The organism is Hoskinsella mucinilytica, assembly GCF_045223415.1.
GTDB lineage: Bacteria > Bacillota_I > Bacilli_A > Erysipelotrichales > Erysipelotrichaceae > Hoskinsella > Hoskinsella mucinilytica.
The window spans coordinates 72,639-97,519 of the sequence record NZ_JBEQZJ010000008.1 but is presented as its reverse complement, the minus strand read 5'-3'; the positions used below and the strand labels follow the sequence as shown (position 1 = coordinate 97,519).

The 24,881-nt window shown below is 31.7% G+C and carries 22 protein-coding genes and 1 other RNA gene; 3 read left to right on the top strand and 20 right to left on the bottom strand.

Features of this window, described 5'->3' with window-relative positions; all coding sequences use genetic code 11:
- Positions 1-726, top strand: a 726-nt coding sequence (locus UGRO018_RS04330; RefSeq protein WP_416325228.1) for an IS91 family transposase, incomplete at its 5' end; no start/stop codon positions are given.
- Complete coding sequence (locus tag UGRO018_RS04325) at positions 713-898, top strand: hypothetical protein (protein ID WP_416325227.1); 186 nt, start codon at positions 713-715, stop codon at positions 896-898. The genes UGRO018_RS04330 and UGRO018_RS04325, both read left to right, overlap by 14 nt.
- 193 nt (positions 899-1,091) lie before the next feature.
- Here the strand turns inward: UGRO018_RS04325 and UGRO018_RS04320 are convergent, their stop codons facing one another.
- Both UGRO018_RS04320 and UGRO018_RS04315 read right to left on the bottom strand, forming a co-directional pair.
- Positions 1,092-1,475: a hypothetical protein gene (locus tag UGRO018_RS04320; RefSeq protein ID WP_416325226.1), complete on the bottom strand. Its 384-nt coding sequence runs from the start codon at positions 1,473-1,475 to the stop codon at positions 1,092-1,094.
- Between the two features lie 16 nt (positions 1,476-1,491).
- Positions 1,492-1,689, bottom strand: coding sequence for a hypothetical protein (locus UGRO018_RS04315; protein WP_416325225.1), 198 nt, complete (start codon positions 1,687-1,689; stop codon positions 1,492-1,494).
- Between the two features lie 162 nt (positions 1,690-1,851).
- On the opposite strand from UGRO018_RS04315, the gene UGRO018_RS04310 reads away from it, so the two are divergent.
- Positions 1,852-2,568: an XRE family transcriptional regulator gene (locus UGRO018_RS04310; RefSeq protein ID WP_416325224.1), complete on the top strand. Its 717-nt coding sequence runs from the start codon at positions 1,852-1,854 to the stop codon at positions 2,566-2,568.
- Positions 2,569-2,621: 53 nt separating this feature from the next.
- Here UGRO018_RS04310 and ssrA read toward each other — a convergent pair.
- The 18 genes from ssrA to UGRO018_RS04220 form a co-directional block, all read right to left on the bottom strand.
- Positions 2,622-3,000, bottom strand: a transfer-messenger RNA (tmRNA) gene (gene ssrA, locus UGRO018_RS04305).
- Between the two features lie 50 nt (positions 3,001-3,050).
- Positions 3,051-3,500: an SsrA-binding protein SmpB gene (smpB, locus tag UGRO018_RS04300; protein WP_416325223.1), complete on the bottom strand. Its 450-nt coding sequence runs from the start codon at positions 3,498-3,500 to the stop codon at positions 3,051-3,053.
- A gap of 18 nt (positions 3,501-3,518) precedes the next feature.
- Positions 3,519-4,667, bottom strand: coding sequence for a CapA family protein (locus UGRO018_RS04295; protein WP_416325222.1), 1,149 nt, complete (start codon positions 4,665-4,667; stop codon positions 3,519-3,521).
- A 2-nt stretch (positions 4,668-4,669) separates the two neighbouring features.
- Positions 4,670-6,796 (bottom strand): ribonuclease R, encoded by a 2,127-nt coding sequence (gene rnr, locus UGRO018_RS04290; RefSeq protein WP_416325221.1) that lies wholly within the window; start codon positions 6,794-6,796, stop codon positions 4,670-4,672.
- Between the two features lie 57 nt (positions 6,797-6,853).
- Entirely contained in the window at positions 6,854-7,084 is a 231-nt protein-coding gene (gene secG, locus UGRO018_RS04285) for a preprotein translocase subunit SecG (protein WP_416325220.1), read from the bottom strand.
- 191 nt (positions 7,085-7,275) lie between these two features.
- Complete coding sequence (locus UGRO018_RS04280) at positions 7,276-8,439, bottom strand: M20 family metallopeptidase (RefSeq protein WP_416325219.1); 1,164 nt, start codon at positions 8,437-8,439, stop codon at positions 7,276-7,278.
- A gap of 91 nt (positions 8,440-8,530) precedes the next feature.
- Positions 8,531-10,945: a glycogen/starch/alpha-glucan phosphorylase gene (locus UGRO018_RS04275; RefSeq protein ID WP_416325218.1), complete on the bottom strand. Its 2,415-nt coding sequence runs from the start codon at positions 10,943-10,945 to the stop codon at positions 8,531-8,533.
- A 208-nt stretch (positions 10,946-11,153) separates the two neighbouring features.
- Positions 11,154-11,378: an acyl carrier protein gene (locus tag UGRO018_RS04270; protein ID WP_416325217.1), complete on the bottom strand. Its 225-nt coding sequence runs from the start codon at positions 11,376-11,378 to the stop codon at positions 11,154-11,156.
- A 2-nt stretch (positions 11,379-11,380) separates the two neighbouring features.
- Positions 11,381-12,571, bottom strand: coding sequence for a diaminopimelate decarboxylase family protein (locus UGRO018_RS04265; RefSeq protein ID WP_416325216.1), 1,191 nt, complete (start codon positions 12,569-12,571; stop codon positions 11,381-11,383).
- Entirely contained in the window at positions 12,558-14,078 is a 1,521-nt protein-coding gene (locus tag UGRO018_RS04260) for an amino acid adenylation domain-containing protein (RefSeq protein ID WP_416325215.1), read from the bottom strand. Before UGRO018_RS04260 ends, UGRO018_RS04265 begins: the two co-directional genes overlap by 14 nt.
- On the bottom strand, positions 14,068-15,210 hold the full coding sequence (locus tag UGRO018_RS04255; protein ID WP_416325214.1) for a hypothetical protein: 1,143 nt from the start codon (positions 15,208-15,210) through the stop codon (positions 14,068-14,070). Before UGRO018_RS04255 ends, UGRO018_RS04260 begins: the two co-directional genes overlap by 11 nt.
- Before the next feature lie 14 nt (positions 15,211-15,224).
- On the bottom strand, positions 15,225-16,808 hold the full coding sequence (locus UGRO018_RS04250; protein ID WP_416325213.1) for an MBOAT family O-acyltransferase: 1,584 nt from the start codon (positions 16,806-16,808) through the stop codon (positions 15,225-15,227).
- Between the two features lie 163 nt (positions 16,809-16,971).
- Positions 16,972-17,379, bottom strand: coding sequence for a GtrA family protein (locus UGRO018_RS04245; RefSeq protein WP_416325212.1), 408 nt, complete (start codon positions 17,377-17,379; stop codon positions 16,972-16,974).
- A complete protein-coding gene (locus UGRO018_RS04240; protein ID WP_416325211.1) occupies positions 17,372-18,319 on the bottom strand; it encodes a glycosyltransferase family 2 protein in 948 nt (315 codons plus the stop codon). Before UGRO018_RS04240 ends, UGRO018_RS04245 begins: the two co-directional genes overlap by 8 nt.
- Before the next feature lie 10 nt (positions 18,320-18,329).
- The gene (locus UGRO018_RS04235) at positions 18,330-19,865 is read right to left on the bottom strand and encodes a glycosyltransferase family protein (RefSeq protein ID WP_416325210.1); all 1,536 of its coding nucleotides are present in this window, start codon (positions 19,863-19,865) and stop codon (positions 18,330-18,332) included.
- Positions 19,862-20,845, bottom strand: a complete 984-nt coding sequence (locus UGRO018_RS04230) for an acyltransferase family protein (RefSeq protein WP_416325209.1) — start codon at positions 20,843-20,845, stop codon at positions 19,862-19,864. Before UGRO018_RS04230 ends, UGRO018_RS04235 begins: the two co-directional genes overlap by 4 nt.
- Before the next feature lie 292 nt (positions 20,846-21,137).
- Complete coding sequence (locus UGRO018_RS04225; RefSeq protein ID WP_416325208.1) at positions 21,138-22,226, bottom strand: CDP-glycerol glycerophosphotransferase family protein; 1,089 nt, start codon at positions 22,224-22,226, stop codon at positions 21,138-21,140.
- 2 nt (positions 22,227-22,228) lie between these two features.
- Positions 22,229-24,829, bottom strand: coding sequence for a bifunctional glycosyltransferase/CDP-glycerol:glycerophosphate glycerophosphotransferase (locus UGRO018_RS04220; RefSeq protein WP_416325207.1), 2,601 nt, complete (start codon positions 24,827-24,829; stop codon positions 22,229-22,231).
- Positions 24,830-24,881: the final 52 nt, after the last annotated feature.

Sequence of the window (24,881 nt, the reverse complement as noted above, 5' to 3'; positions counted from 1 at the left end):
CTCACTCTTCATATTTTTGGAAGAGCACTGAATTTTAATCCACATATACACTGTTTAGTTACGGAAGGTGGTATGGATGAGGAAAATCACTATAAGGCTATTAACTATATCAATTACGAAACGCTTAGGAAATCTTTCATGAAACAACTGCTTGATAATATTAAAAAATTCTATACTGATCATCCTAAATATTTGCGCAAAATCAAATCTCTTATCAATCAGCTTTATAAAGATCAAAAAAATGGTTTTTATGTAAATGCTCCTAAAATGAAATCAAAAAGTGGAAAGGATGCTGTTGTTTCTTACATCATTCGTTATACTGGTAGACCTGTTATGGCTTCTTCTCGTATCCTCAATTATGATAAAGATAATAAGATGATTCATTATTATTATGAACATCACAAGACGAAAGAACGTATAGATGTTGAAGAAGATATATTTGAGTTTATGAAAAAGTTGATTATGCATATACCTGAAGCTCAATTTAAAATGATTCGCTACTATGGCATCAATGCTACTTGTAACCACCATCACAAAGATGAAGTAGAAAGGAAGCTAACCTTACAGAATAACACTCACTTAAAAAAGATCTCATATCGACAAGAGCTGATTGACACCTTTGATACAGATCCATTACTTTGTGAGTGTAGACATTATATGGAATATATAGATTACTGGGTACCCACATCTAAGAGAAGAGAAGGATTGAATTATGACGATACCTAAGCTAGATGAAAATGCTATTTATGATATCCAATTAGATTCAATACAGAAGGACAACTATATTGATATGTGCTGTTCTAATTGTGGTTATGAAGAAAAGATGACTGAATGGTGTTATGCTAAAGAAGCTGATTTTTTATTAGATGAAGGTGACCCTGAACCTCCAACCTGGTAGCGTCCAAAATGCTATGAGGATACACTTGTTAGAAAACCCGATTAATTCTTGAATTTATTTAGCTTTTTTCATTTAAGCGTTTTTATGCGCTTTTTTTGTTTTATGCTTCATCTCTTATTAAGAGAACTTTCCTATTAAATTAAATAAAAAAGGGCTATAACGAGTGACAATTGTTACAGCCCTTATAAATTCTTTAAATTAACTTTTCTATCACACTATTTATATGTCTATATAAGGCTGAAGAATCATTAAAATGATATTTATGTATAAGTTTTTTATAGTAAATTCTATTTATAAACGCATCAATCAACATTTGTTGGTCATTTTTTTCATCAATTTTTGATATCTTATTCCATACTTCATTCCTTCTATTTTCAAAATCTTTTCTTTCAATAAGCAACTCCTCTTGCTCCAACAAAAGATTTTTTGTATTTCCTGTATTTTTATTTTCTAAATTGTCTAGTAACTCATCAAGTGTTCTAATTCTATTATCGTACTCTTCTATAATCATATTATAATATTGAACACTTTTACATTCACGTTTAAATTGTTCTACTTTCATTTTACTTGTTATCAAAATACTTACCTCCCCTTTAATTATCCTTTAAAAAAACATCTGCTGAGACCCCAAGTACACGAACAATCTTTGCAAACTCTTCAACATTTAATTTACGTTTTTCATTTAATGTTTGTGATAATTTATCATAATCCATTTGGATACGGTCTGCAACTGTTTTCTGCTTGATCTCATGATCAATGAGATAAAGCTTTATATTCTTTGATACACTCATATTTTTCCTCCTCCCACATCATTGTTTGGATTACACTGCTATATTAATCCAAGTTTATTTGAAAGTCAATGTGTTAATACCATTTTATTCCAATTAACTTGGAATAAGTGTTGCATAAACCAAATTAAATGGTATAATCAAAATGTGAAAGCAGGTGATTATATGTTTGGTGATAAATTAAAAGAATCTCGTATTGCTTGTAATCTTAGTCAAACAGAATTTGCTAAAATGCTAGCTGTAAAAAATACAACAATCAGTAACTGGGAACTAGGTATAAGTAAGCCTGATATTATCATGCTGGAAAAAATATGCATACTTCTTAATTTGCAAGCTGAATACTTTTTTGAATCTACTAATCAGAAAGAGCCTAGTCTAAATACAGAAGAACTGGAATACTTGAAAAAGTTTAGAAAGTTAGATATCTATGGAAAAAAGCAAGTTAAACAAGTTATAGACAATGAGTCTCTACGAGTAGAAGAACAATTATTAATTAATGAAAAGAGGAATGAAAAACACTTTAATATGGTTGCAAAAACTGAATACTTAACTGGACTTTCTGCTGGTTCAGGACTTTTCATTTTTGATGATATCCCATCTGAAACTATCATGATACCTAAAGAGTATGATTACATTGATTTTGTAATTAGTGTTAGTGGTGATAGTATGGAGCCAACTTATTTAAATGGTGATAAAGTCATGGTTATTAAGCAAAATCAAATAAATTGTGGAGAGATAGGAGTATTTATGATAGATGGGAATGGTTATATCAAAGAATTATGTAATCAAGGATTATTAAGTCATAATCCTAAATACCCTATGATCAAATTTAATGAAGGTTGCAATATATATTGTATTGGAAAAGTTATAAAAAAAATATAAAAAGTTGGATACAGTCAAATCTTAATCGATGACATCCAACTTTGTTTTTTATGTGGTGGAGGTGGCGGGAATTGAACCCGCGTCCAGAAATAGCACCACGTATCAACGTCTACAGTTTAGTTCATGCTAATATTCTATAGGTAGCCATGAACAACACCTATAGAAGGCGCCTAATTTATTTTCGAGAAACCATCCTTAGGCAAAATAGCTTCCTTAACCTCCGTATCTTAAGCGTACAACTGAGTACCAAAGGTCAATACATCAGTGACGGCTGCGAACCTATGTCGGTTATTAAGCAGCGAAAGCAACTCTCTGGTTTCCACCAAAGATGTTAGCTAATTTAGTTTTTCCAGTTAAATTCATTTGGTTATAACGTAACCACTCGACTGCGATTGATACCATACATATCCCTGTCGAAACCAGAACACCCCCGGTTTTGGGTCAGTTGTAGTTTACCACAAAACACAGTAAACTACAACTGCCTAATATTGATTTTTTAATGCCTTTTCAATTTCTCTCTTGGCATCTTTTTCCTTCTCAGCATTTCGCTTATCATGAAGGTCTTTTCCTTTTGCTAAAGCAATTTCTAGCTTTGCCATCCCATTTTCAAGATACAAACTGGTTGGCACAACCGTGTAACCCTTTAACTTTACTTTCTGTGTCAATTTCTGAATTTCACTTTTATGCAATAAAAGTTTTCGATCTCTTGTTTCATCGTGATTAAAACGATTACCAAACTCATAAGGCGGTATATGCATTTCCTTGATAAAGGCTTCGCCATCTCTGAAGCTGATATAAGAATCCTTTAATTGTGCATGACCTTTACGAATTGCTTTGATTTCCGTACCCATTAATACCAACCCTGCTTCAAAGCGTTCTTCTAGAAAATAATCATGGCTTGCTTTACGATTAAAAGTAATAACTTTACTCATATGCAATTCCTCCTGTACCTAATAAATAATTTTGATTTGATCTGGTTCTTTCATGACCTCTTTACACAGATCAACTAAATAGTTCTTGGTTAATGAGGTCAGATAATGCGTAGAAGCAATTTCTTCTGTATAATCTTTTAATAAATAAGTTTTAAAATGAGTTATACCTGCTTCAAAATGAGTTACAGTAGGATAAAATTCTGCATTACTTACACTGACCTTCCCACTCTTCCCATCTAAATGAAGTTGAAATTTAGCCATGCCACCTAACATAGAATGCTCTACATCCTGAGCTGAAATAAAATTGCCAAGAGAATAATACACTAAGGTTTGCTCTCCATCTTTGCTAGTAATATATTCTGCAGGCTCAATCACGTGAGGATGAGAGCCAATAATAACTCGTACACCGGCATCACTTAAGAATTGTGCAAGTTGTTTTTGTTCATCCTCTACTCCGAAATTATATTCAGTTCCCCAATGCATACTCGCTACGATGACATCTACTTCTAAAGCATTTAATTGATCGATATCCTGTTGTATTTTAGAACGATCAATATAATTAACCAAATAGTCCTTACCTTCAGGAACAACGTAACCGTTCGTACCATAAGTATAATTCAACAAACCGATTTTCATTCCATTTTTTTCTATGACTCTAGCTTGATTACGTTCTTCATTAGATCGATTGATTCCTGTTGTTATCACTTGTTCTTGGAACTGGTCCCAATAATCTAAATCAGATAAAATACCTTGTTCCCCCATATCCAGACAATGATTTGTTGCTTGAGATACCCAATCAAAACCAACATCAACCAAAGCATCCGCAAACTCATGCGGTGAATTAAAACTAGGATAATTACTTAATCCCATCTTGCGACCGCCAAGAATGGTTTCTTGATTAATATTTGCGATATCCGCAGATGCTATCATATCCTTGGTATGTTCATAAATTCCAGAATAATCCCAACCATCTGCTGTTTTACAATAAGGATCATCATATACTGCATTATGTATTAAATTATCCCCAACTGCGAGGAAAGAGACATCAATATCACTGCGTTCTTCTTTCTGCTCAGGTGCTGTTTGTGGCTGTTCTTCTTGTTTCTTCTCTGTGGTAGCACAACCAAATAGTATAAAACATAATAATATTCCCAAAACCTTTTTCATACTCAACCCCTCTTATTTTTTCTCTTTTTCTTTTTCGTCATTAATTCAAAATCAATTTCTCTTTTAAAACGATCCGCATTTACACACTTGACCTTTACCTTTTGTCCCATACGATACACATTTGCAGTATGTTCTCCGATAAGTGATTTACTTACTTCATCATAATGATAATAATCATCTTCTATTGTTGAGATATGAATCAGACCTTCTACGGTATTTTCTAATTCAACAAACATACCAAATTTAGTGATCCCACTGATCACACCTTCATAAACACAGCCAATATATTTTTCCATATATTCAGCCTTTTTCATATCGTCTACTTCACGTTCTGTATCAACCGCAATCCGTTCTCTCATACTTGCTTGATTTGCTGCTTCTTCACACCATGCTTCATCTTTTTTCATTTTATCGGCATTTTCGCATTGTGTGAAAACATATTTTCGCAACATGCGATGCACAACAAGGTCAGGATAACGTCTGATCGGAGAAGTAAAATGTAAATATTCTTTTAAAGCTAATCCAAAATGTCCCAGACATCGATTATCATATCTTGCTTTTTGCATACTTCTTAACATAAAGCTACTCAATACAAAATAGTTTTCATTACCTTTTGCTTCTTTTAACATATTAGAGAATTGTGCAGGATACACTGATTGAATTCCACCTTGAAAGGTATAACCTAATGTTTTTGCCGTTCTGGCAAAATCACGTACTTTTTTAGGTTCCGGTGCTTCATGAACACGATACATGGATGGTGTTTCTAACCATTTCACATGAGTAGCGACACATTCGTTAGCCGCAATCATAAAATCTTCTATGATCCTTTCTGCTTCTCCTCTTTCACGTAATACAATATCGGTAGGCTTACCTTTTGCATTGACAAGAATCTTCGCTTCTCTTGTATCAAAATCGATTGCGCCTAAGGATTCACGGCGTTTTCTTATGATACCGGATAATACTTTCATATACATACACATCTTCAATAAATGTGGATATTCCTTAATAGCAGCTTCATCACCAGCTAGAATGTCATTCACTTTACGATAAGTCATACGTTCCGTCGTTTTTATCACAGATGGAAAAATACGATAATTCATGATTTCTCCTTTTTTATCAATATCCATCATACAAGTTAATGTTAATCGCTCTACTCTGGGATTTAAAGAACAAATACCATTACAGAGCATGTGTGGTAGCATCGGCACAACTCGATCCACTACATAAACACTGGTACCTCTTCGATACGCTTCCTTATCTATTGCACTTCCTGCAGTAACATAATGACTGACATCCGCAATATGTACCCCTAAGCGATATCCCTTATCAATTTTTTCAACCGAAACCGCATCATCCAGGTCCTTTGCGTCATCACCATCGATTGTGATGGTCAATATTCCTGTTAGATCTTCTCGCTTTTCTTTTTCTTTTGGATCAATCTGTTCGGGAATATTTTGAACTTCCCTCATAACATCATCACTAAACTCCGGTATGACACCATGATCCAATAGTATTGAAAGTATATCTACTCCTGGATCATATTTATAACCTATCACTCGTTCAATATGACATTTTAATGTTTGTCCATAGCTGTCAATGGTAAGAAGAACCTTAGAATCATTTACCACCTTGAATTCATGAAAATTGGTTACTTTGATACGGCGATCTCTCATTGGTGTATCAGGTAGAAAATATTTTTCTTGATTTTCTCTGATTTTTACAACGCCAACGATATGATTGGTGTTATGTTCCAATACCTCAACAACTTCTCCCTCTACGCTTCCATCATTATTCGTCCACGTTTTCGCATAAACCTTATCTTGGTCCATCCCAAGATACAAACGGTCTCTAGCAATATAAAAGCTTTGTTCTCCGGTTTCCACAAAGCCATACCCTTTAGGATTGATTCTTAATGTACCAATGACATAACCTAAGGTTTCACTAAGGAAATAACGTTCTCTTTGATCTCTCGCTAAAATATGCTCAGCTTCTAAATCATTTAAGCACTTCATCAATTCAGTAAAAGAGGTACTATCCTCCATTTTTAATGCTCTTGATAGATGAGATGCATCCATTCCTTTGTATTTTTGACTTTTTATGGTATCTAATATGATTTGTCTAATATCCATGATGATACCTCCTTCTACTATTTAGTTTGCGAAATAAAAAAGACCATATACGGCCTTTTACTTCATAATACGAATGATCAATACCAGAGCGAAGAAGATGATACCTGTAACCAAAGTTACATTAGACATGACTTTTTCTGCACCACGTTCTTTTACATTAGCAAATAGGTTCAACCCTTCACCGCCAGTAAAAGCGCCACTAAGTCCATCTGATTTTCCACTCTGTAATAAGGAGAGTATTATTAATACGACCGCTGCTACCATCAATAAAATATCTAATATGCCCATAATAATCCTCCTTTCTTATAACCTGCTATTTTATTATAACAGACCTCTTTGTGAAAAACAATCATTTTCTTCTATTCCTATCAATAATGGAAGCAAATATTAGTTTTCAAAGTGAATAACGAAATATAAAAAAGAATCTAATTTCTATGATAAACATAGCCTTAGATCCTTTTGACGATTCTTAACTTATCTTATTTAGCGATTGATCTTTCAAATTCTTCTTTTGCTTTCTTTAAAAGATCCTTCTCACAAATCAAACGAAGCCCTAAATTTGCTAATGAAATTGCCCCATCACGCAAAGCTTTTGTACCTGTATCGGATATCGTTGCACATGCCATCTCTTTTGAGTGTCCATTTACACCTGGATCTGCAATCTTTATATATCCATGTAAGGTAGGACAACAATAGCTAACACTTCCTACATCACTGGATCCACATGGTACCTCATCTACAGGATCGATTTGCTTTCTTCCTAAAGCTTCGTATTCTTCTTTCAAAGCATCCGCAAGTGTATAGTTGATGATACAATCATCATAAGGACATTCATAAACACTTACTTTATAGGTACAACCAGTTGCTGCACAGGCGCCTTCTACACAACGTATTGCTTTTTCACTAAGTTCTTTCACATACGCCATGGTTTCTCCACGGAAATAATATTCCATAGAAGCATAAGCAGGAATTACATTTGCTGCTTCCCCACCATTACGAATAATTCCATGAATATACGTATGAGGTAGTACATATTGGCGCATCATTGAAATCGATTGATAAGTTAACACGGCTGCATCCAAAGCACTTTTCCCATTTTGTGGCTGACAACCATGTGTGTTTACACCGAAAAATTCAAACTTTAACGGATTTAATGCAACTGTTCTACCACCCAAACCGTTTTTCGTATCAGGATGGATCATCATTGCTACATCTACATCATCAAAAACATGCGCTTTCGCCATAGACACTTTTCCACCGAAATTTTCTTCTGCTGGTGTACCTATCACACGTACTTCTCCACCAATTTCATCGATGATAGACTTTAAAGCACAGCCTGCTGCCAAAGAGGTAGCCGCTATTAAATTATGACCACAACCGTGCCCTACTTCTGGTAGTGCATCATATTCACACATATAAGCGATGACAGGTCCTGGTTTTCCACTATGATAGGTTCCGATAAAACCAGTAGGCACCACGTATCCTTCCGTTGTATCAAATCCGTTCTTTCTTAATGCATCACTTAATAATTTCATTGCTTGAAATTCTTCATTTCCTACTTCAGGATGTTCATATAAAAATTTTACATAAGATGTATAATCATCCATATGCTGTTCGATATAATTCACAATTTTTTCTTTCATAACCATTATCCTCCTCTACTTACTGGTTCTATTGTATCGCAAATCATAACAAAGAAACAACACCAAAAAGAAAAACAGGAACAAAAAGTTCCTATTTCACTTTAATTGGTTTAATGTTCCAGATTTCATCTGCGTACTGTTTGATTGTACGATCACTTGAGAAGAATCCAGACTGTGCGATATTAATCAAACAAGATTTTGCCCATCCAGCTTGATTTTTATATTTTTCTTCCAAATTATGCTGTGCATGTGCATAAGCTTCAAAGTCAGCCAATAACAAATACTCATCATTTTTAAACATTAATTCATTATAAATCTGTTTAAAATCTTTAGGATCATTAGAGAATGTACTATCAACAAAGCTGTTTACAACTTTCTGAATATCTGCATTCTTGTTGTATTTATCCCAAACATTATAGCTGTTTTCGTGTTTCACAAGAGCAACATCATCTGCACGTAGTCCAAAGATTTCAGCATTTTCATATCCTACTCGTTCAACGATTTCCACATTGGCACCATCCATTGTTCCAATTGTAATAGCACCATTCATCATGAATTTCATATTACCAGTACCACTAGCTTCCTTACCTGCAGTTGATATCTGTTCAGAAACATCAGCAGCATTCATTAAGATTTCCGCAATGCTAACTCCATAATTCGGTATAAAGACAACCTTCATGTATTGGTTAACATCACTATCATGATTTACCTTTTCCGCAACACAGTGAATCAACTTAATTACCTCTTTTGCAAAGGTATAGGAAGGTGCTGCTTTTGCCGCAAAGATAAACGTTCTTGGATAAATACGGAAGTTAGGATCATTCTTCATATGGAAATATAGATCAATAATGTTCATCACATTCAATAACTGACGTTTATAAGCATGCAAACGTTTTGCTTGTACATCAAAAATGGAATTTACATCTACATCGATATCCAATGTATCCTTGATATATTTCGCAAGAATTTTCTTACGTTCCATTTTTACATTCATAAACTCTTTTTGTAGACCTTCATCATCAACATAGTTCATAAGATCAATCAAACGTTCCGGATCTTTTTTGAAGTCTGTTCCAATGGTTTTTTCTAACAGTTTGGTTAACTGTGGATTAGAGTATAATAACCATCTACGATGTGTGATACCATTTGTTTTATTGTTGAATTTGTTGTTGTAAATATCATAGAAGTTTTTCATGACATCAGTCTTCAAAATTTCTGTATGAAGAGCCGCTACACCATTGACACTATGAGAACCAATGATAGCAAGATTTGCCATATGAACCTGTCCGTCTTTGATGACACAGCATTCATTCATCAAATCTGCTCTATTAACATCATGAGAAACCCAATATTTGAAACGACGATCGATTTCTTCAATGATCATAAATACTCGTGGCAATAAATCCTGTACATATTGTATTGGCCATTTTTCCAATGCTTCGCTTAATACAGTATGATTTGTATATGCCATAGTATTTGAAACGATATCCCATGCCTGATCCCATTCATATTTATATTCATCCATTAAAATTCTCATTAATTCAGGAATACATAATACTGGGTGTGTATCATTTAACTGAATTGCATTCTTTTCCGCAAAATTGTCCAAATTCGGATAATTACGAAGATGTGCATCAATAATGTTATATAAACCTGCGGATACAAAGAAATATTGTTGTTTCAATCTCAGAATCTTACCTTTTTCAGTAGAATCATCCGGATAAACATTTCGACAAATTTCTCTGACCTCATTTACATATTCATTTAAGTTTGCTGCATCACATGCATCATCTGCCACCTCTGCGCTCCAAAGACGAAGTGTATTGGTAACATTCGTATCATAGCCTACAATAGGAACATCATATGGAACCGCACGAACAATAAGACTTGGTATATGGTTTACGATAGCTTTTCCATCTTCTCCCATCCACATATCTACATGTCCACCGAATTTCACATTCACGGCATGCTTAGGTTTACGTACTTCCCATACATTGCCTAATGATAACCATTGATCAGGTACTTCTACCTGTTCATTGTTTACAATTTTTTGTTTAAACAGACCATATTCATAACGGATACAGTTTCCATTTCCTGCAAGATTTAAGCTTGCTAAGGAATCAAGGAAACATGCAGCTAATCTTCCTAAGCCACCATTTCCAAGACCTGCATCACTTTCTAAATCTTCTAATTCATTCAGATCTAGCCCAAGATCTGCACATCCTTCTTTTACGATATCGTAAATGCCAAGGTTCATCAGATTATTCGTCAAAAGTCTTCCCATTAAAAATTCCATAGAGAAGTAATACATCTGTTTTTCGCTTTTTTCACTGACAGCATCTTTTGTATCTTTCCAGTGAACGCTTGCGTAGTCCCTTACCATTTCTCCCAAAGTCATATATTTTTCTGTGATGTGTGCCTGTTCAAATGAACGGCCGTAGTGTTCGATAATCCTTCTTTTAAATTCTTCTTTGAATTCCTTTGTGTTCTTGAATTCATTGATCATAATTAACTACTCCTCTCAATCTCATGTATCATTTTACAATAAATTACAAATAATTACAAACATATTCCTGTTCATAACAACGTAAATTATGGACATTCTTCCTTCTTTTATACTAAGTTATTGTATGCTTTCAATAAGATAGCGGTTCCAGTATTTTACAGTAAAATGAAAAAACGGATCAGCAAATTGCTAGACCCGTTTTTCCATATTAACCTTGTAATCTTTTGATCATTTCCCAAAGTGCATCTGCGGAATTAAAGTTGTCAGGAACGATGTCTGGTGCGCTAACCTCTACATCAAATTCATCATTGATTTCTGATACAATTTCCAAGATTGCGAAAGAATCTAATAATCCATCATCAATCAAAGTCTTACATGTTCTGTAATCTACATCTGGGTTCACTTCTTCTAAAATCTCAATTAATTTTTCCATCTCTATTTTCCTCCTATGGATTTATAGTTCAACACATTTGTTTCAAATGTGTCTCGCATCAGTGTTAAGCCTTCCTTTTCACTATAAAGATATATTTTAGGAAGGTCTCTGCTTAAAAACATACTAATACCTTCATACATACAATACGCTCCAGTATTTTGAAACTCTAATATATCACCAATTTCAGGTTCACATAAAGGCAATCCCTTTACAATATTGTCATTTACGGTACACAAAGAACCAGAAATATTACAACCTCTTTCTTCTCCTTGAATGGTTCTATTTTTCAAGTGACGATAAAAAGGCAGTTTCATTGCCATCATTTGTCCAAAATAATTCAATTGATGCATACCGCCATTGACGATACACCATGTAATATCGTGATTTTTTTTCATATCTACAATTTGTGTATAATAAGATCCACAAGTTGCCGCAATAAATCTTCCAAGCTCTAATGTGATTGTTCCTTGAAAACTCAAATCATCTAATAACTTACGAAAGCCCTCCATCAATGCAACTTCATCATATGGCTTTTGATTTTGAAAATATTCTACATAGAAACCTGGTCCAAACTCTAATTCCTCTGATTCAAATCCATAGTCCTTCAATGTTAAGATCAATTGATCAGCATAGGATAATTCATCTTCATATTTTGACAAACGTTTACGTTGTGTTCCAGAGAAATGTTGAATACCTTTTATCGTAACACTTGGATATTGATCTCGTTTTTCCACTAATTCACATAGCTCTTTTTCATCGATTCCAAATTGATTTCCTGTCGTTACACGCAATAATACGTTAACATTGAGTTTATTTTCATAAGCAACCTTCTGAATCAAATGAAACTGATTCACTGATTCACATGTGTATAGGATATCATCTTGATAAGTGGATATTATTCTTTGGATATCTTTTGCTTCTTTATAGACACCTGATAAAACCACTTTATCCATTGGTATATTCGCTCGCTCACAAATTTGAAATTCACCTGGAGAGCATACTTCATAGCGATCGATCATATCTTTGATTTCACCTATCACAAAAGGATTAGCTTTCATAGCGTAACAAATTTGTATGTTATCTCCTAATATTTTTTTTATAAATTGGATACGATTTCTCAACACATCTATATCAAACACATACGCTGGTGTAGATGTTGTATTTAAAATATCATCGTAATTAGGCTTGTACATCGTGTTCACCTTCGATCATTCTTTTTAACTCATTACGATCGATTTTACCGTTTTTTGTAATTGGAAATTGATCGATTTGTTTGAATACATTTGGAACCATAAATACTGGTAATGTCTTTTTGATACCACGTACAATTTCTTTTTTCTCGATATCACCATCATAAAAAGCATGAATTTTATTATTTTCGAATATACAACAAGCACGTTTTATTTCTGCGATACTTTCTAATGTACTTTCGATTTCTCCCAATTCAATACGATGCCCCATATGTTTGATTTGGAAGTCTTTTCTAGACGCAAAACATAGTAATCCATTTTCATTATAATAAGCCAAATCTCCTGTCCGATAGATGGTTTCCATATAATATGGGTTTAACGGATTTTGCACAAACGCCTTTTTGGTTTGTTCAGGATTGTTGAAATAGCCTAATGTAACAGCAGTACCAGAAACACATAGTTCCCCCTTTTGCCCCGGTTCTTTTACTTCTCTATCATTTTCATCTAAAAGGAAAATATGCTCATTAGGGAAAGGTTTACCTATTGGAATCACATCTCCTGCTTCTAATTCTTCATGAATGATATGGTAAGTACAGTTACATGTAATTTCTGTTGGTCCATATAAATTCACATACATTGCATCAGGTAGGTATTGTTTCCATACATTTAATTGTTTCACTGGCATAACTTCTCCTGAAAACATGATTTTCTTTAATCGTGTTGGTACTTTATAATCAAACCCTTTCAGTGTACTGATGATGCACATCGCAGAAACCGCCCAAATAATCGTAGTGACTTCTCGTTCACACATAAAATCTATAAGTTTCAAAGGGAATGAAAAGTACTGTTTTGGGATGATCTGCATGGTTGCTCCGGTCGCAATGGTTGAATATATATCTTTTACAGATACATCAAAATCCCATGGTGCCTGATTTCCAATCACATCTTCACTATTAATATCAAATATTTTTGTGAAAACATCAATAAAATCTATCACACTGCGATGAGCTACGATAACACCTTTTGGAATACCTGTAGATCCAGACGTAAAGATGCCATAAAGCGGATCAATATCTAATGCTTGCGCTTTTACATTTGATAAAAGGGCTTCATCAATCGTTCCTTCTAATTCTTCAAGTAATACTACTTTACCTTCATAGGATAGCTTTTCTAAATCACGACAATAGTTATTTGATGAAATCATTGTTTTCACATTTAATGTATTCATGATATGCTCTAATCTAGATTTAGGTTGTTTGGTATCAAGAAGTACATAGAAGCATCCTGCATATACAATTCCAAAAAACAAGCATATCGTATCTACACTTTTTTCCATAAATACAGGAATCGGTGTTCTTGGGGAAAATTGCTTTGCTAACTGTGTTCCTATCCTTTTTGATTCTTTTACCAAATCTCGATAGGTGATTTCTTTGTCTTTATCCGCAAAAGCGATCTTATTAGAATAAGATTTAGCGCTTCTTTCAAGATATTCTAGTATATTACTTTCCATAATCTGCTATCTCCTTATCAAATTTGCCATCAATCACATTTTTCACATCAACATATGTATAACGTTGGTCCTCGCCATGCTTTATTTTCCAATCGACCCATTGATACACTTTTTTATATGTTTCATATTCTTTATTCCATCTTTCTACATCACTATTATCGTGCTCACCTTTTAGATGATAGTCTTTTAGTAACATATCCATTAAGAAATAAGTTGTTTTTGTTTGTCCATAGATATTTAAGTGATTAGGATTATAAAAATCAGTTTTTGGATCTAATCCGATCTCTTCTACATAATCATCTAAATCAATACATCGGTATCCATATTCTTGAATCAGCCTTTTTGCGGTATTCAATCGTTCTCTTTGTGGTAACATTTTATCGTTATAATATCTAGGCATATTTGTAAATACTACGTTTGAAAGATCTTCATTTTTACAATACTCTAGAAGTTCTTTTAAATGTTGTCCCGATTTTTCATACATATTTGACTCTTTTTTATAATTTGCGACACTATAAACATTATTCATCGGCTGCATTCTTGTTCTACCTTCTACACCTAATATGGATAGATTTACCGGATCTCTCCAAGTATCTATTTCTTGTTTTGCTGCTTTCAAGCACTCTAATCCTTTATCCCAGTTAGAATGGTATTTCAAAAATGGAATATAATAACTCATTCGTTCATTTTGTGGAATCAATTCACGAATGGTATCGATTTTATTTTTAGAATATTTCATATTATCAATCCATAATCTTAGCGAACCTTCTTTAGTTTCGTATTCATCATTATATAGTATTCCATTAATATCGATTACAAATAGTTTTGCATTTTGGTATTTTCGTGCTTCAATCAACATCGATTTTGCTAATCCCATTGGTGCCATGTTTGTAGCTAAAGAATAACTTGTTATTCCATACTTATGCCATGCTAAAGGTGCTGAAAAATCCGTATAAGAAGTGCTTGCACCAATAATCATCATGTCGATGCTATTATCAGTTAATTGATAAAAATTTTTCACTCTAACTTCATCACCTGTCATTTGGCGATTTAACACAAAAGAAGTAGAAAACAAGCCCATGCTCATCATAAGTACAGCACAACCAATTTTTATTTTTTGTTTAAATAACATAATCACAACTCCTTTTAAAATTGCATATAGACAAATTGACTCTGACTATATCCGGGTCCATATATTCCAAATAATATAATTGCTAAAAAGGCTGCCATATATAACGCCCAACGTATATATATTTTCTTACTTTCAATACGTTCACGAACACTTCCTTTTTCTTGCAAAACATCTATGATAAACAAAACAATCAAAGCCACTAGCAATAGGACATAATTGCTTTTATCAAGTCCAAAACTAAGTAATTCGTGCCTTATTCCATTTGGAAAATCAATAAATCTAAAGCTTTTCAAAAACATTTGCCATGCCTCAATTAATCCATCAGCTCTAAAAATAATACATCCAATACATGTTATCCAAAATGTTCTTAATATTTGAAATAAATGGAAGAAAGAACTCTCTGTTTTAATCCTTAGTGTTTTATTAAGCCAGTCATATATAGGCTTTAACATACCACTAACTGCAATTAATGTGCCATAGAAAATTCCCCATACGATATAATTCCAATTTGCGCCATGCCAAACACCAACCAAAAAGAATACTAGAAAATTACCAATCGCAATTGGAAGTGTTCTTCCAATATGTTTTCCAAAATGTTTTTTTGCAAACTTACTCAAATTCCGCATGCCCTTAGATAGTGAAAAGGGATAAAAAACATAATCTTTCATCCATGCTCCTAAAGACATGTGCCATCTTCTCCAAAATTCAGGAACAGTCTTAGAGAAATAGGGTCTTCTAAAGTTTTCAGCCATATCGATTCCCATAGCTTTTGCACATCCTCGTGCAATATCAATTGCTCCAGAAAAATCAGTATAATCCTGAATCGCATACATAAAGACACCAAAAGCAACACCAAATCCAGAGACATTAAGATAATTAGCAAATACGTAGTCCGCTATGATAGCTACACGATCTGCAATCACCATTTTCTTAATATAACCCCATGCCATCAACTGAATTCCAAATTTCAAATCTCTATAGTTGCATCCTCTTTCTTGATATAGCTGAGGCGCTAAATCTTTATATCTCCCTATTGGACCTTCTATGATTTGTGGGAAGAAAGATACAAAGAGAGCCACTTTACCAAAATTTTTTTCAGCCTCTACTTTTCCCCAATAAACATCTATAACATAGGACATTGTTTGAAATGTATAAAATGATATTCCTAATGGCAAAATCAAGTTTAACGTTGGTGATTTAATATTTAAATCCAATAAGCCAAATAACGCATTCAAGTTATCAGATGCAAAATTAAAATATTTTAAAAACAATAGAATACCAAAATTTAACACAAGTAATAAAACTAATATCCTCTTCCTTTTCTTTTTATAAGACTGCTTTTGAACTTTCCTCACCTTGCTATCAATCTCTTTAGGTATATTGTTTTCCTTTTCATGCATTTTACCTATCCATATAGCAGCATAATATGACGATATTGTTGTAATTAATATAAAGAAAGCAAATTTAAGACTAGCATATAAGTAGAAAAAATAGCTAGCGAATAATAAAAACACCCATTTAAATCTTTTTGGTACAGCATAATAGCCGATAAGTACTATCAAAAAAAAACTAACAAACATTAATGTATTAAATGCCATAAAACCATCCTCATCCTATATAAGTTCCTATACAAAAGCATAAGCGTTTTGTGCATCATAATCATATCATTTTTTTTAAATTCATAATCTTAATTAATCTTAAATGATGAATAACAGTTGTTTGATTTAAAATCTAACTATCCACAAAAAAACAGCTTTTTGATTAAGCTGTTCTTTTATTACTTTTGTCTTTAAAAGCAAACACCTTCATAAAGAAGAAGGTCACAGGTACGCCTATGATAGCTGCTAAACCATAAGCAATTAGCTTATGCAGACCCATTATGTTAATTACTACTATAACAACAATATTTTGTATTATAAAATTAGGTATATAGGAAATCGCAAATTTTATAAATCTATGAAATGCAAGTCGCTCTTTAAAAGTAATATAGCTATTTAGGAGATAAGAAATAAACAATCCGCTAACATAACCAAATATAAATGCGATATTTTCATTCATGAAGCTAGAATAAAGATAGGAAAACAGTGTTCCATTAAATGTATTTACTACACCAATGATCACAAAAATCAAAAATTCCTTATTCATGAAGAATTTTATTATTTTATTCATTGATAATATCCTCTATGATAAATCTAGGTCTTTGCTTAACCTCATTATAGATTTTACCAATATACTCTCCAATAATACCCAATCCTAACAATTGTATTCCACCCAACACCCAAATGGAGCAAGCTAAGAAAGTCCATCCTGTTACAGTATAACCCATTATTTTCCTTATTAAACTATAGATTATAATTAAAAGGCTGACTATAAAAATTAAAAATCCAGTCATTGTGACAAAACGTATTGGTTTTATACTAAAAGACGTAATACCATCCCATGCAAAAGCTAACATTTTTTTCAATGGATATTTTGATTCACCAGCAAATCTCTCATTTCTAGCATACTCTACATTACAGCTCTTAAAGCCAACAAGTGGCACCATTCCTCTTAAAAACAAATTAACCTCTTTATATTCACTTAAAGCTTCTAATGCTCTTTTACTCATCAAGCGATAATCAGCATGATTGTATACAGATTGTACACCCATTAATGCTTGAAACTTGTAAAAAGCTAGTGCAGTATTACGCTTAAACCATGTATCAGTAGTTCTTGCGTTACGCACCCCGTATACAATATCATATCCCTCTAGATATTTTTCAACAAATTTATCAATAACGTGGATATCATCTTGAAGATCTGCGTCCAAAGAAATGGTGACATCTGCATAATTCTTTGCCGTCATTAATCCGGCAAGTAATGCATTTTGATGCCCTCTATTTCTCGAAAGATTTACCCCAGAAAATATAGAATCATTTGAATGCAGTTCTTGTATTATTTCCCATGTTTTATCTTTTGAACCATCATTAACAAACATAATTCTACTTTTATTAGATATCATTTGCTTTTCAATCATTGAGTTTATTTTTTCTTTCAATTGCTTACTCGTCTCATATAACACTTCTTCTTCGTTGTAACACGGAATCACTAAATATAATATATTTTTCATATAAACCTCCCTAGCATTTTGCTGTTTCCTTTTTTTTGATGAAATTAAATATATTGCATAAACCTATTGATGCATAGGGTATTAATAATAAGAAATATGGTAGGATATACTTAGAATTCCCTTCCCATATCATATGAAATAAAAATCCACCTATCATCAACACTCCTAAAGATAATTGCATATATGTGAATCTTTTTCTTAAGAACCATATCCCCAATCCACTAAACAATACAATTACAAATTGATATGTATTTGTATACTGAACATATACTTCATGTAAATCCCCATGATATAAGCTCTTAATCGGTTTCGATAGAGGTATTGCATGCATTCCTTTCCGATGTTCACTTACCCATAAGGATTCATAAGTAGGCTCATTCCATTGAGAATTTATTTTCCTTTGATAAAATCTGAAAAACTCAGAGGGGTTAGCTTTAAATTCATTTAATCTTTTTTTAATACCTTGTATACAAAATTGTTTTGTTATATCACTATCATAACCTGCTTCTTTATAAGCATCAAACATGAAAGAATTATACCAACCCGAGGCCTTATTTCCTTCATGCATCCCCATACCGATCCATGCTATTGTCGGAATTCCTTTTCCAATATCCATATTACTTATATCCTCATAGTATCCCTTAATCAATTTTGTTGGAATACCCTGAACAATAAGCATTAGGATGATTAAAACAATTGAAGAAAATTTTTTATGATTAATAAAATCCATGATTAATATACAGGCTAATGCTACTAATGTTATCAAGAAATTACTTTTTAACATGATGGCAAGACTAATCGCCAATACAACAGGGATAAAATATAGATAATTTCTTGTTTTTATGTAACATAACCCATAATAAAAAGCTAATGTAGATAAGAACAATCCATACATAGTACTGTAAATAAAACTGCAATATAGCAAAGCTGGCAAACATAGTATAAATAATATCATCAGCATACCATCATAAACTATATTTTTAAAAAGTAAATTCATGGTCTTTTGCATATAGTAATAGGTACCTGCTAAACATAAGATATTCAAAAGTTGTAATGCGATATAATTATGATATCCTACTATCTGATAGATTAAATGAAACACAAAAACCAAATTAAGTTGAAATGGAAACTTATCAAAATATTGTCCTTTTTCAATTAGTGAAAAATCACCATGAGCAAATTTAGTTGTAGCTTGATCAACAATCTCTCCATCTGCAAAAGGTAATGATTGTGTTGAAAAAACCCAAATCGCACCTAAAAGAATTGTATATACTATCATAACAATCTTTAAAATCTTTATCGTTTTTTCATTCCACGAAATTAAATGATACGCCATATACAATAATACAAGGAAAATAACCGAACACAAAATTAAAAATGGTATATTTTCAGCTTTATATAGAATAGTTTCTACTTTGCCTTTCTCAAAAACTGCAGTTGATAGTAAACTCATAAGGCTTAAAGTAAAACAAATCAATAAAGAAATCCATGTAATTAAATTTACTGCAAACTTATTCATAAAATCTCTAAACTTTATGTAACTCATAATTTCATATCTCTCCTTTTTAACTTTTCAATCGGTACCGATGAAATTTTTTGCATTATCCAAATAAAAGGTTTTCTAGATAAAATCCATATCAAAAGAAAAACACCAATGATTAGAATAACGTAAGAAAATGATGTATGAATATAGTTATATAAATGTAATCTGTGCCTTATAAATTGATAAACACAGCCATGAAAAACATAAACACTCATTGTCTTTTTTCCTAAATCGGTAAAAAACAATTTTCTTTGTGGAACAATCATAGCAATAAAAAATGTCATTGTATAGCCAATTCCATAACATATCAGTCTGTATAACCAACCCCAAGTTGCTAAATTGATTTCTTCATAATCCTTTGCACCTGTTAAAACATTCAAAATATCAGAATCCACATGATAATATGTATAGCAGAAGATGATTCCCAATGCTATTACGGAAATCATTATTGTCACCTTATTTTTATATTTTAAAATTTGATTTAAATCTTTTATTTTATATCCCAAAAGAAAATATGGATAAAAATATATGGTTCTTGATAAAGACATAAATGTACCTATACTAGTGTCAAAACCAGCAAGTAATGCTATTATAGTCATAATAATCATACCATATTTTATTTTTGATACATATTTGATGGAGATTCTCCATAGAAAAAGCGATAAAAGATACCATAGTGTAAACTTAGGATAAAATAAAGCAATTGAATTACTTTCATGTGTTATAAACATATCTAATAAAATATTTAGAATTTGTATGAATAAATAAGGAATTAGAAGAGATTTGATTAATTTCAAAGTATCATTTTTCTTAGATAAATATCCTGAAATCATAATGAATGCAGGCATATAGAAAAAATTATTATAAATTTGAAAAGCATTAAAAAAAGATGATTTTCCAGATAATGCACCAGTAAAATGTGTCAAGACTACTAAAATAATCAATAAAGCTTTATAGTTGTCTATATAAGAATTCCTTTTCATGTCTACCTCTTTTTCCCTAAAATATCTTACTTAAATAGTCTGCACTATTATAGCACATTCTTATACATATAAATAGTCTTAATTCTCCATCTATTAAATATAGTTTGTTATTAACTTCAACTTAAACCAATATAATTTGCATCTACAAGATAAAAAAAGTCTAAATCTATGTTGAGCAATAGATTTAAACCTTCTTATACATAATGACTTAATATCATAAAGTTTTTAGGTAAGAGTTCTTATGATGCTTCTAATATTCATTAACGCTCTATAAAAATTGAAAATTTAGGTGTTATAGCTTTAGCATCCACTCCACGATTCTTTCTACACTCTTTCCATCTTGATATTTAAAAAATGTATCCTTGAATTGCTTCATATCAAATTGGTTCTCATTTATATTCTTCATTTCTTGAATAAGTTCTTCTTTAGTAAAACATTTTTTTGCAGGTATCATTTCATAATCAATATTTAAACCTAACGTACTTTTATATTCCTCTAAATCTGGTACATAACAAATCATTCGCTTTAGCAAGATTGAAAAATCAAAAATAATTGAAGAATAATCAGATATCAAACAATCAGCACAAGCAAGAAGATCATTTAATTCTTCATTAGCCACATTAATCACTTTTTCGTTTTCTCCAAGGGATATATCATGCAATAATGGATGCATTCTATATAAGATTACAACATTAGAAGGAAGCTTTTCAATCACATCATTTAATTCAAGTTTTTCATAAGAAAAGCCTTTAATTATATTTCCTCGAAATGTTGGCGCATAAAGATAGATATAATGATTTTCTAATATCGGATATTTTTTCTTCATTTCTCTTTTTCTATCTTCGATCCATTCAAAATCAAATAATTTATCAACACGGGGCATTCCATATGTTAAAACGTGACTTTGTGGTAAATGAAAAGCTGATTCATAAACTGGCTTCCAATAATCAGAATTAGAAATTACATAATCGTAATTTCTTATTTCATATTCTCTTTCAATATCATTGCCGAACTTTTTCACTGCACCACAAGCATGCCAAACTTGTATGACGATAACACCCTCTCTTTTAAAGTTTGATACTACATAATTATTATCATTTAATATGACAATATGGCTTGTATTAATGATAAATAATTGTTTGATACAGTTAAAAAAATAAAGCATGTCACCAATAATATTCTTCTTAAACTTAATTAAAACATAACGAAGTTCTATATCTTGGTTTTTCTCTAATTCTTGATTAAGAAGTAAAAAATCATCTTTTAACTCATTTGCTGTTAAAGAAACAAAAGTTATACGATTTCTTTTTATTGGAAATAAAGGTAACAATATAGAAAAGAAATTTAGGACAAAATTTAATATCAGCTTTTTTAAACCCATTTTTAATCACACCCTTCTTGATTAATTACATGAGAGATTCCCTTAGTGTATTTACTTTTTTTATAGTCTGTACACTTTACAAAATTTAAATTTGGTAAAATTCTTTGAAGTTCTCGTTTATATACCTTAGAAGATAATGGTCTTCTCATCGATTTATTGATTTGTTCATTTAGCGTTAACTGCATCCTTACATCCATAATGATATAAACAAAATCTTTATAATCATCAGAGGATAATAATTTCTGTGTAATGGGTGTAAAATCTGACCTATCAAAAACAGAAATCCCCATAGTGTCATTTAATGCTTCTTTTAAAAATTTTTCATCTTCAGGATCTTTAATTTTAGGCATAAAATAAAGATGAAACTGTTTTGATTTATTATGTTGAAGTGATTGAACATTTTCTTTTTGCCCATAAAAGAAGACATCATTAACTTTATTTGTGTTATTTATATCATCGTATTGGATAAACATCTTTTCATAGTTTTCTTTATCATCGGTTTGAAATATATTTTTGTTTTGTATCAGATATGCTTTTAATTCTTCTTCAGTTTTAAGAATTGTAAAAGGTAATTCTTCAAGATCTAAATACATTCCTCTTTGTGTATGATATGTTTCTAAATCATATACATATAATGCTATTGGCTTCTTCGTGATAGAATAATCAAAAAACACACTTGAGTAATCTGTAATCAAACAATCACAACTATTTAAAAATTGATAAGTATCAATGTTTTTAGGAAATGGTTGTATATGTTGATAAACTGAATAATCTATTTTATCTTGTATCAGCGAGTGTAAGTTGACAAAACATTTTTGTTTTTCTGATAATGTTTCGTCTATTGATTTCAAAATGGACCTTACTTCATTTAATTGCTTTTTTAATTCAAGCGCAGCACTTGTTGAGCCTCTCCATGTGGGCATATATGCAATTTGTTCGTTATTTGTTAAATGAAATCTTGATTTCACTTTTTTTGCTGAATTTTCATTTTTAAAAATTGCATTTCTAGGATACCCTGAAATCAAAATATCTTCCGTATAAAGTGATAATAAAAGATAGTCTTCACTCATATGTTGATAAGTATAACTATTGGGATAAAGCAACATAGTAGATTGAAGAAAATTTCTTTGCATATTACTCATATCCTGAATACCATCTTTCATTTTCTTACCTAATGTTTTTAATGGGGTACCATGCCAAGTATTGATATACTTTTGACCCTTTCTTCTAATTACGTAAGGAGGAAAAGAAACATTATTCACAAGAAACTCACTAGTCGCTAAAGCATGTTGATATTCCTTACTATAGACTTTTACTAATTGTATATTTAAATGTAATTCATCAAGTCTCTTTTTACACTCTTGAAAAATTTCATTTTTCACAGCATAATAAATATTAAAAGAGCTATCTTTTGATAATTCAAGCATCATATAAAATGGTGAATCAGACATAGTTGCACCTTGAAAAGACTCAAACAAAGCTTGTTTTTTAACAATAGCTTTTTTATTGCACTCGGATGTATATAAATATCTAGTTATATAATTCCTTTTATTCCATATTCTTTTTGCTTTTTTCACTGTTTTTTTCACATTACTGGCTATAAATAATAATTTCCCTGGAAGAAAAGAATAGAATTTCCAAAATGATATATGTTTGAATAACTTCATAGCTTTATTATTACGATATACTTTATCAAAAAATATAGCATTTGATCGCCAATTTGGGAAAAACTCTGTTAAATGATGTATTCCTCTATCGATTATTTTCTTTTTCAGTGAATGATTTCTATAATTTGTAAAATCTTTGATTCTAATAAACGTATGTTTCATATTTACAAAACCAAGTATCTCGTAATAATCTTCGAAAATACCGATTTTCTTATAATATTGATTTACTATCGCCATGGAATCAAACATTTGTAACATCTTTTCAGAATAAGTAGCAGTAATTGCACCTTCTCTTTTTAAAATATAGTAGTATAAAGGCTCATCTACCTTAGAAATCTTATTAGCATGAGGAAATAAAGACCATGTAACTGCCATATCCTCAAACAAAACACCTTTTGGATAAAGAATGCCTGTAGCAGTGAACATTTTTTTACGATAAATTTTATTCCAAGCATAGGTTGAATTCACATATAATAGACTAGGCTCTTCTTTTAAACTTTTACCAAACAGATTCCTATTCCCTTTTTGAAATTGTTTGAAAGTCCCTGTCTCTTCATCTATACCATAATACCCACAAACAACTATATCTGCATCATCTTTTTTTGCTTGACTATATAGTTTTTCATAAAGTGTTATATCCGCATAATCATCACTATCTACAAAACCGACATACTCTCCATTTGCATAAGGTAAGCCATAATTTCGTGCATCAGAAAGTCCTCCATTTTCTTTTATGAGAGAAATGAATTTTTTAGGATACATGTTTACATATTGATCAATGATATCTTGAGAATGATCTTTGGTTCCGTCATTCACTACGATAATTTCAATATTCGCTAGTGTTTGCTTGGCAAGTGAATCTAGACATCTTTTTAAATATTTTTCAACATTGTATACAGGTACAATCACGCTCACAGCTATTTGTTGTTTATCCATAAAGGAATACCTCCTTTTCAAAAAAACCATACTGCATCAGCAGCAGCATGGT

Excerpts from the sequence above, each read along its gene's own strand:
- UGRO018_RS04325 (WP_416325227.1), top strand. The coding sequence starts at position 713 with ATGACGATACCTAAGCTAGATGAAAATGCTATTTATGATATCCAATTA.
- UGRO018_RS04315 (WP_416325225.1), bottom strand. The coding sequence starts at position 1,689 with ATGAGTGTATCAAAGAATATAAAGCTTTATCTCATTGATCATGAGATC.
- UGRO018_RS04310 (WP_416325224.1), top strand. The coding sequence starts at position 1,852 with ATGTTTGGTGATAAATTAAAAGAATCTCGTATTGCTTGTAATCTTAGT.
- smpB (WP_416325223.1), bottom strand. The coding sequence starts at position 3,500 with ATGAGTAAAGTTATTACTTTTAATCGTAAAGCAAGCCATGATTATTTT.
- UGRO018_RS04295 (WP_416325222.1), bottom strand. The coding sequence starts at position 4,667 with ATGAAAAAGGTTTTGGGAATATTATTATGTTTTATACTATTTGGTTGT.
- rnr (WP_416325221.1), bottom strand. The coding sequence starts at position 6,796 with ATGGATATTAGACAAATCATATTAGATACCATAAAAAGTCAAAAATAC.
- secG (WP_416325220.1), bottom strand. The coding sequence starts at position 7,084 with ATGGGCATATTAGATATTTTATTGATGGTAGCAGCGGTCGTATTAATA.
- UGRO018_RS04280 (WP_416325219.1), bottom strand. The coding sequence starts at position 8,439 with ATGAAAGAAAAAATTGTGAATTATATCGAACAGCATATGGATGATTAT.
- UGRO018_RS04275 (WP_416325218.1), bottom strand. The coding sequence starts at position 10,945 with ATGATCAATGAATTCAAGAACACAAAGGAATTCAAAGAAGAATTTAAA.
- UGRO018_RS04270 (WP_416325217.1), bottom strand. The coding sequence starts at position 11,378 with ATGGAAAAATTAATTGAGATTTTAGAAGAAGTGAACCCAGATGTAGAT.
- UGRO018_RS04265 (WP_416325216.1), bottom strand. The coding sequence starts at position 12,571 with ATGTACAAGCCTAATTACGATGATATTTTAAATACAACATCTACACCA.
- UGRO018_RS04260 (WP_416325215.1), bottom strand. The coding sequence starts at position 14,078 with ATGGAAAGTAATATACTAGAATATCTTGAAAGAAGCGCTAAATCTTAT.
- UGRO018_RS04255 (WP_416325214.1), bottom strand. The coding sequence starts at position 15,210 with ATGTTATTTAAACAAAAAATAAAAATTGGTTGTGCTGTACTTATGATG.
- UGRO018_RS04250 (WP_416325213.1), bottom strand. The coding sequence starts at position 16,808 with ATGGCATTTAATACATTAATGTTTGTTAGTTTTTTTTTGATAGTACTT.
- UGRO018_RS04245 (WP_416325212.1), bottom strand. The coding sequence starts at position 17,379 with ATGAATAAAATAATAAAATTCTTCATGAATAAGGAATTTTTGATTTTT.
- UGRO018_RS04240 (WP_416325211.1), bottom strand. The coding sequence starts at position 18,319 with ATGAAAAATATATTATATTTAGTGATTCCGTGTTACAACGAAGAAGAA.
- UGRO018_RS04235 (WP_416325210.1), bottom strand. The coding sequence starts at position 19,865 with ATGAGTTACATAAAGTTTAGAGATTTTATGAATAAGTTTGCAGTAAAT.
- UGRO018_RS04230 (WP_416325209.1), bottom strand. The coding sequence starts at position 20,845 with ATGAAAAGGAATTCTTATATAGACAACTATAAAGCTTTATTGATTATT.
- UGRO018_RS04225 (WP_416325208.1), bottom strand. The coding sequence starts at position 22,226 with ATGGGTTTAAAAAAGCTGATATTAAATTTTGTCCTAAATTTCTTTTCT.
- UGRO018_RS04220 (WP_416325207.1), bottom strand. The coding sequence starts at position 24,829 with ATGGATAAACAACAAATAGCTGTGAGCGTGATTGTACCTGTATACAAT.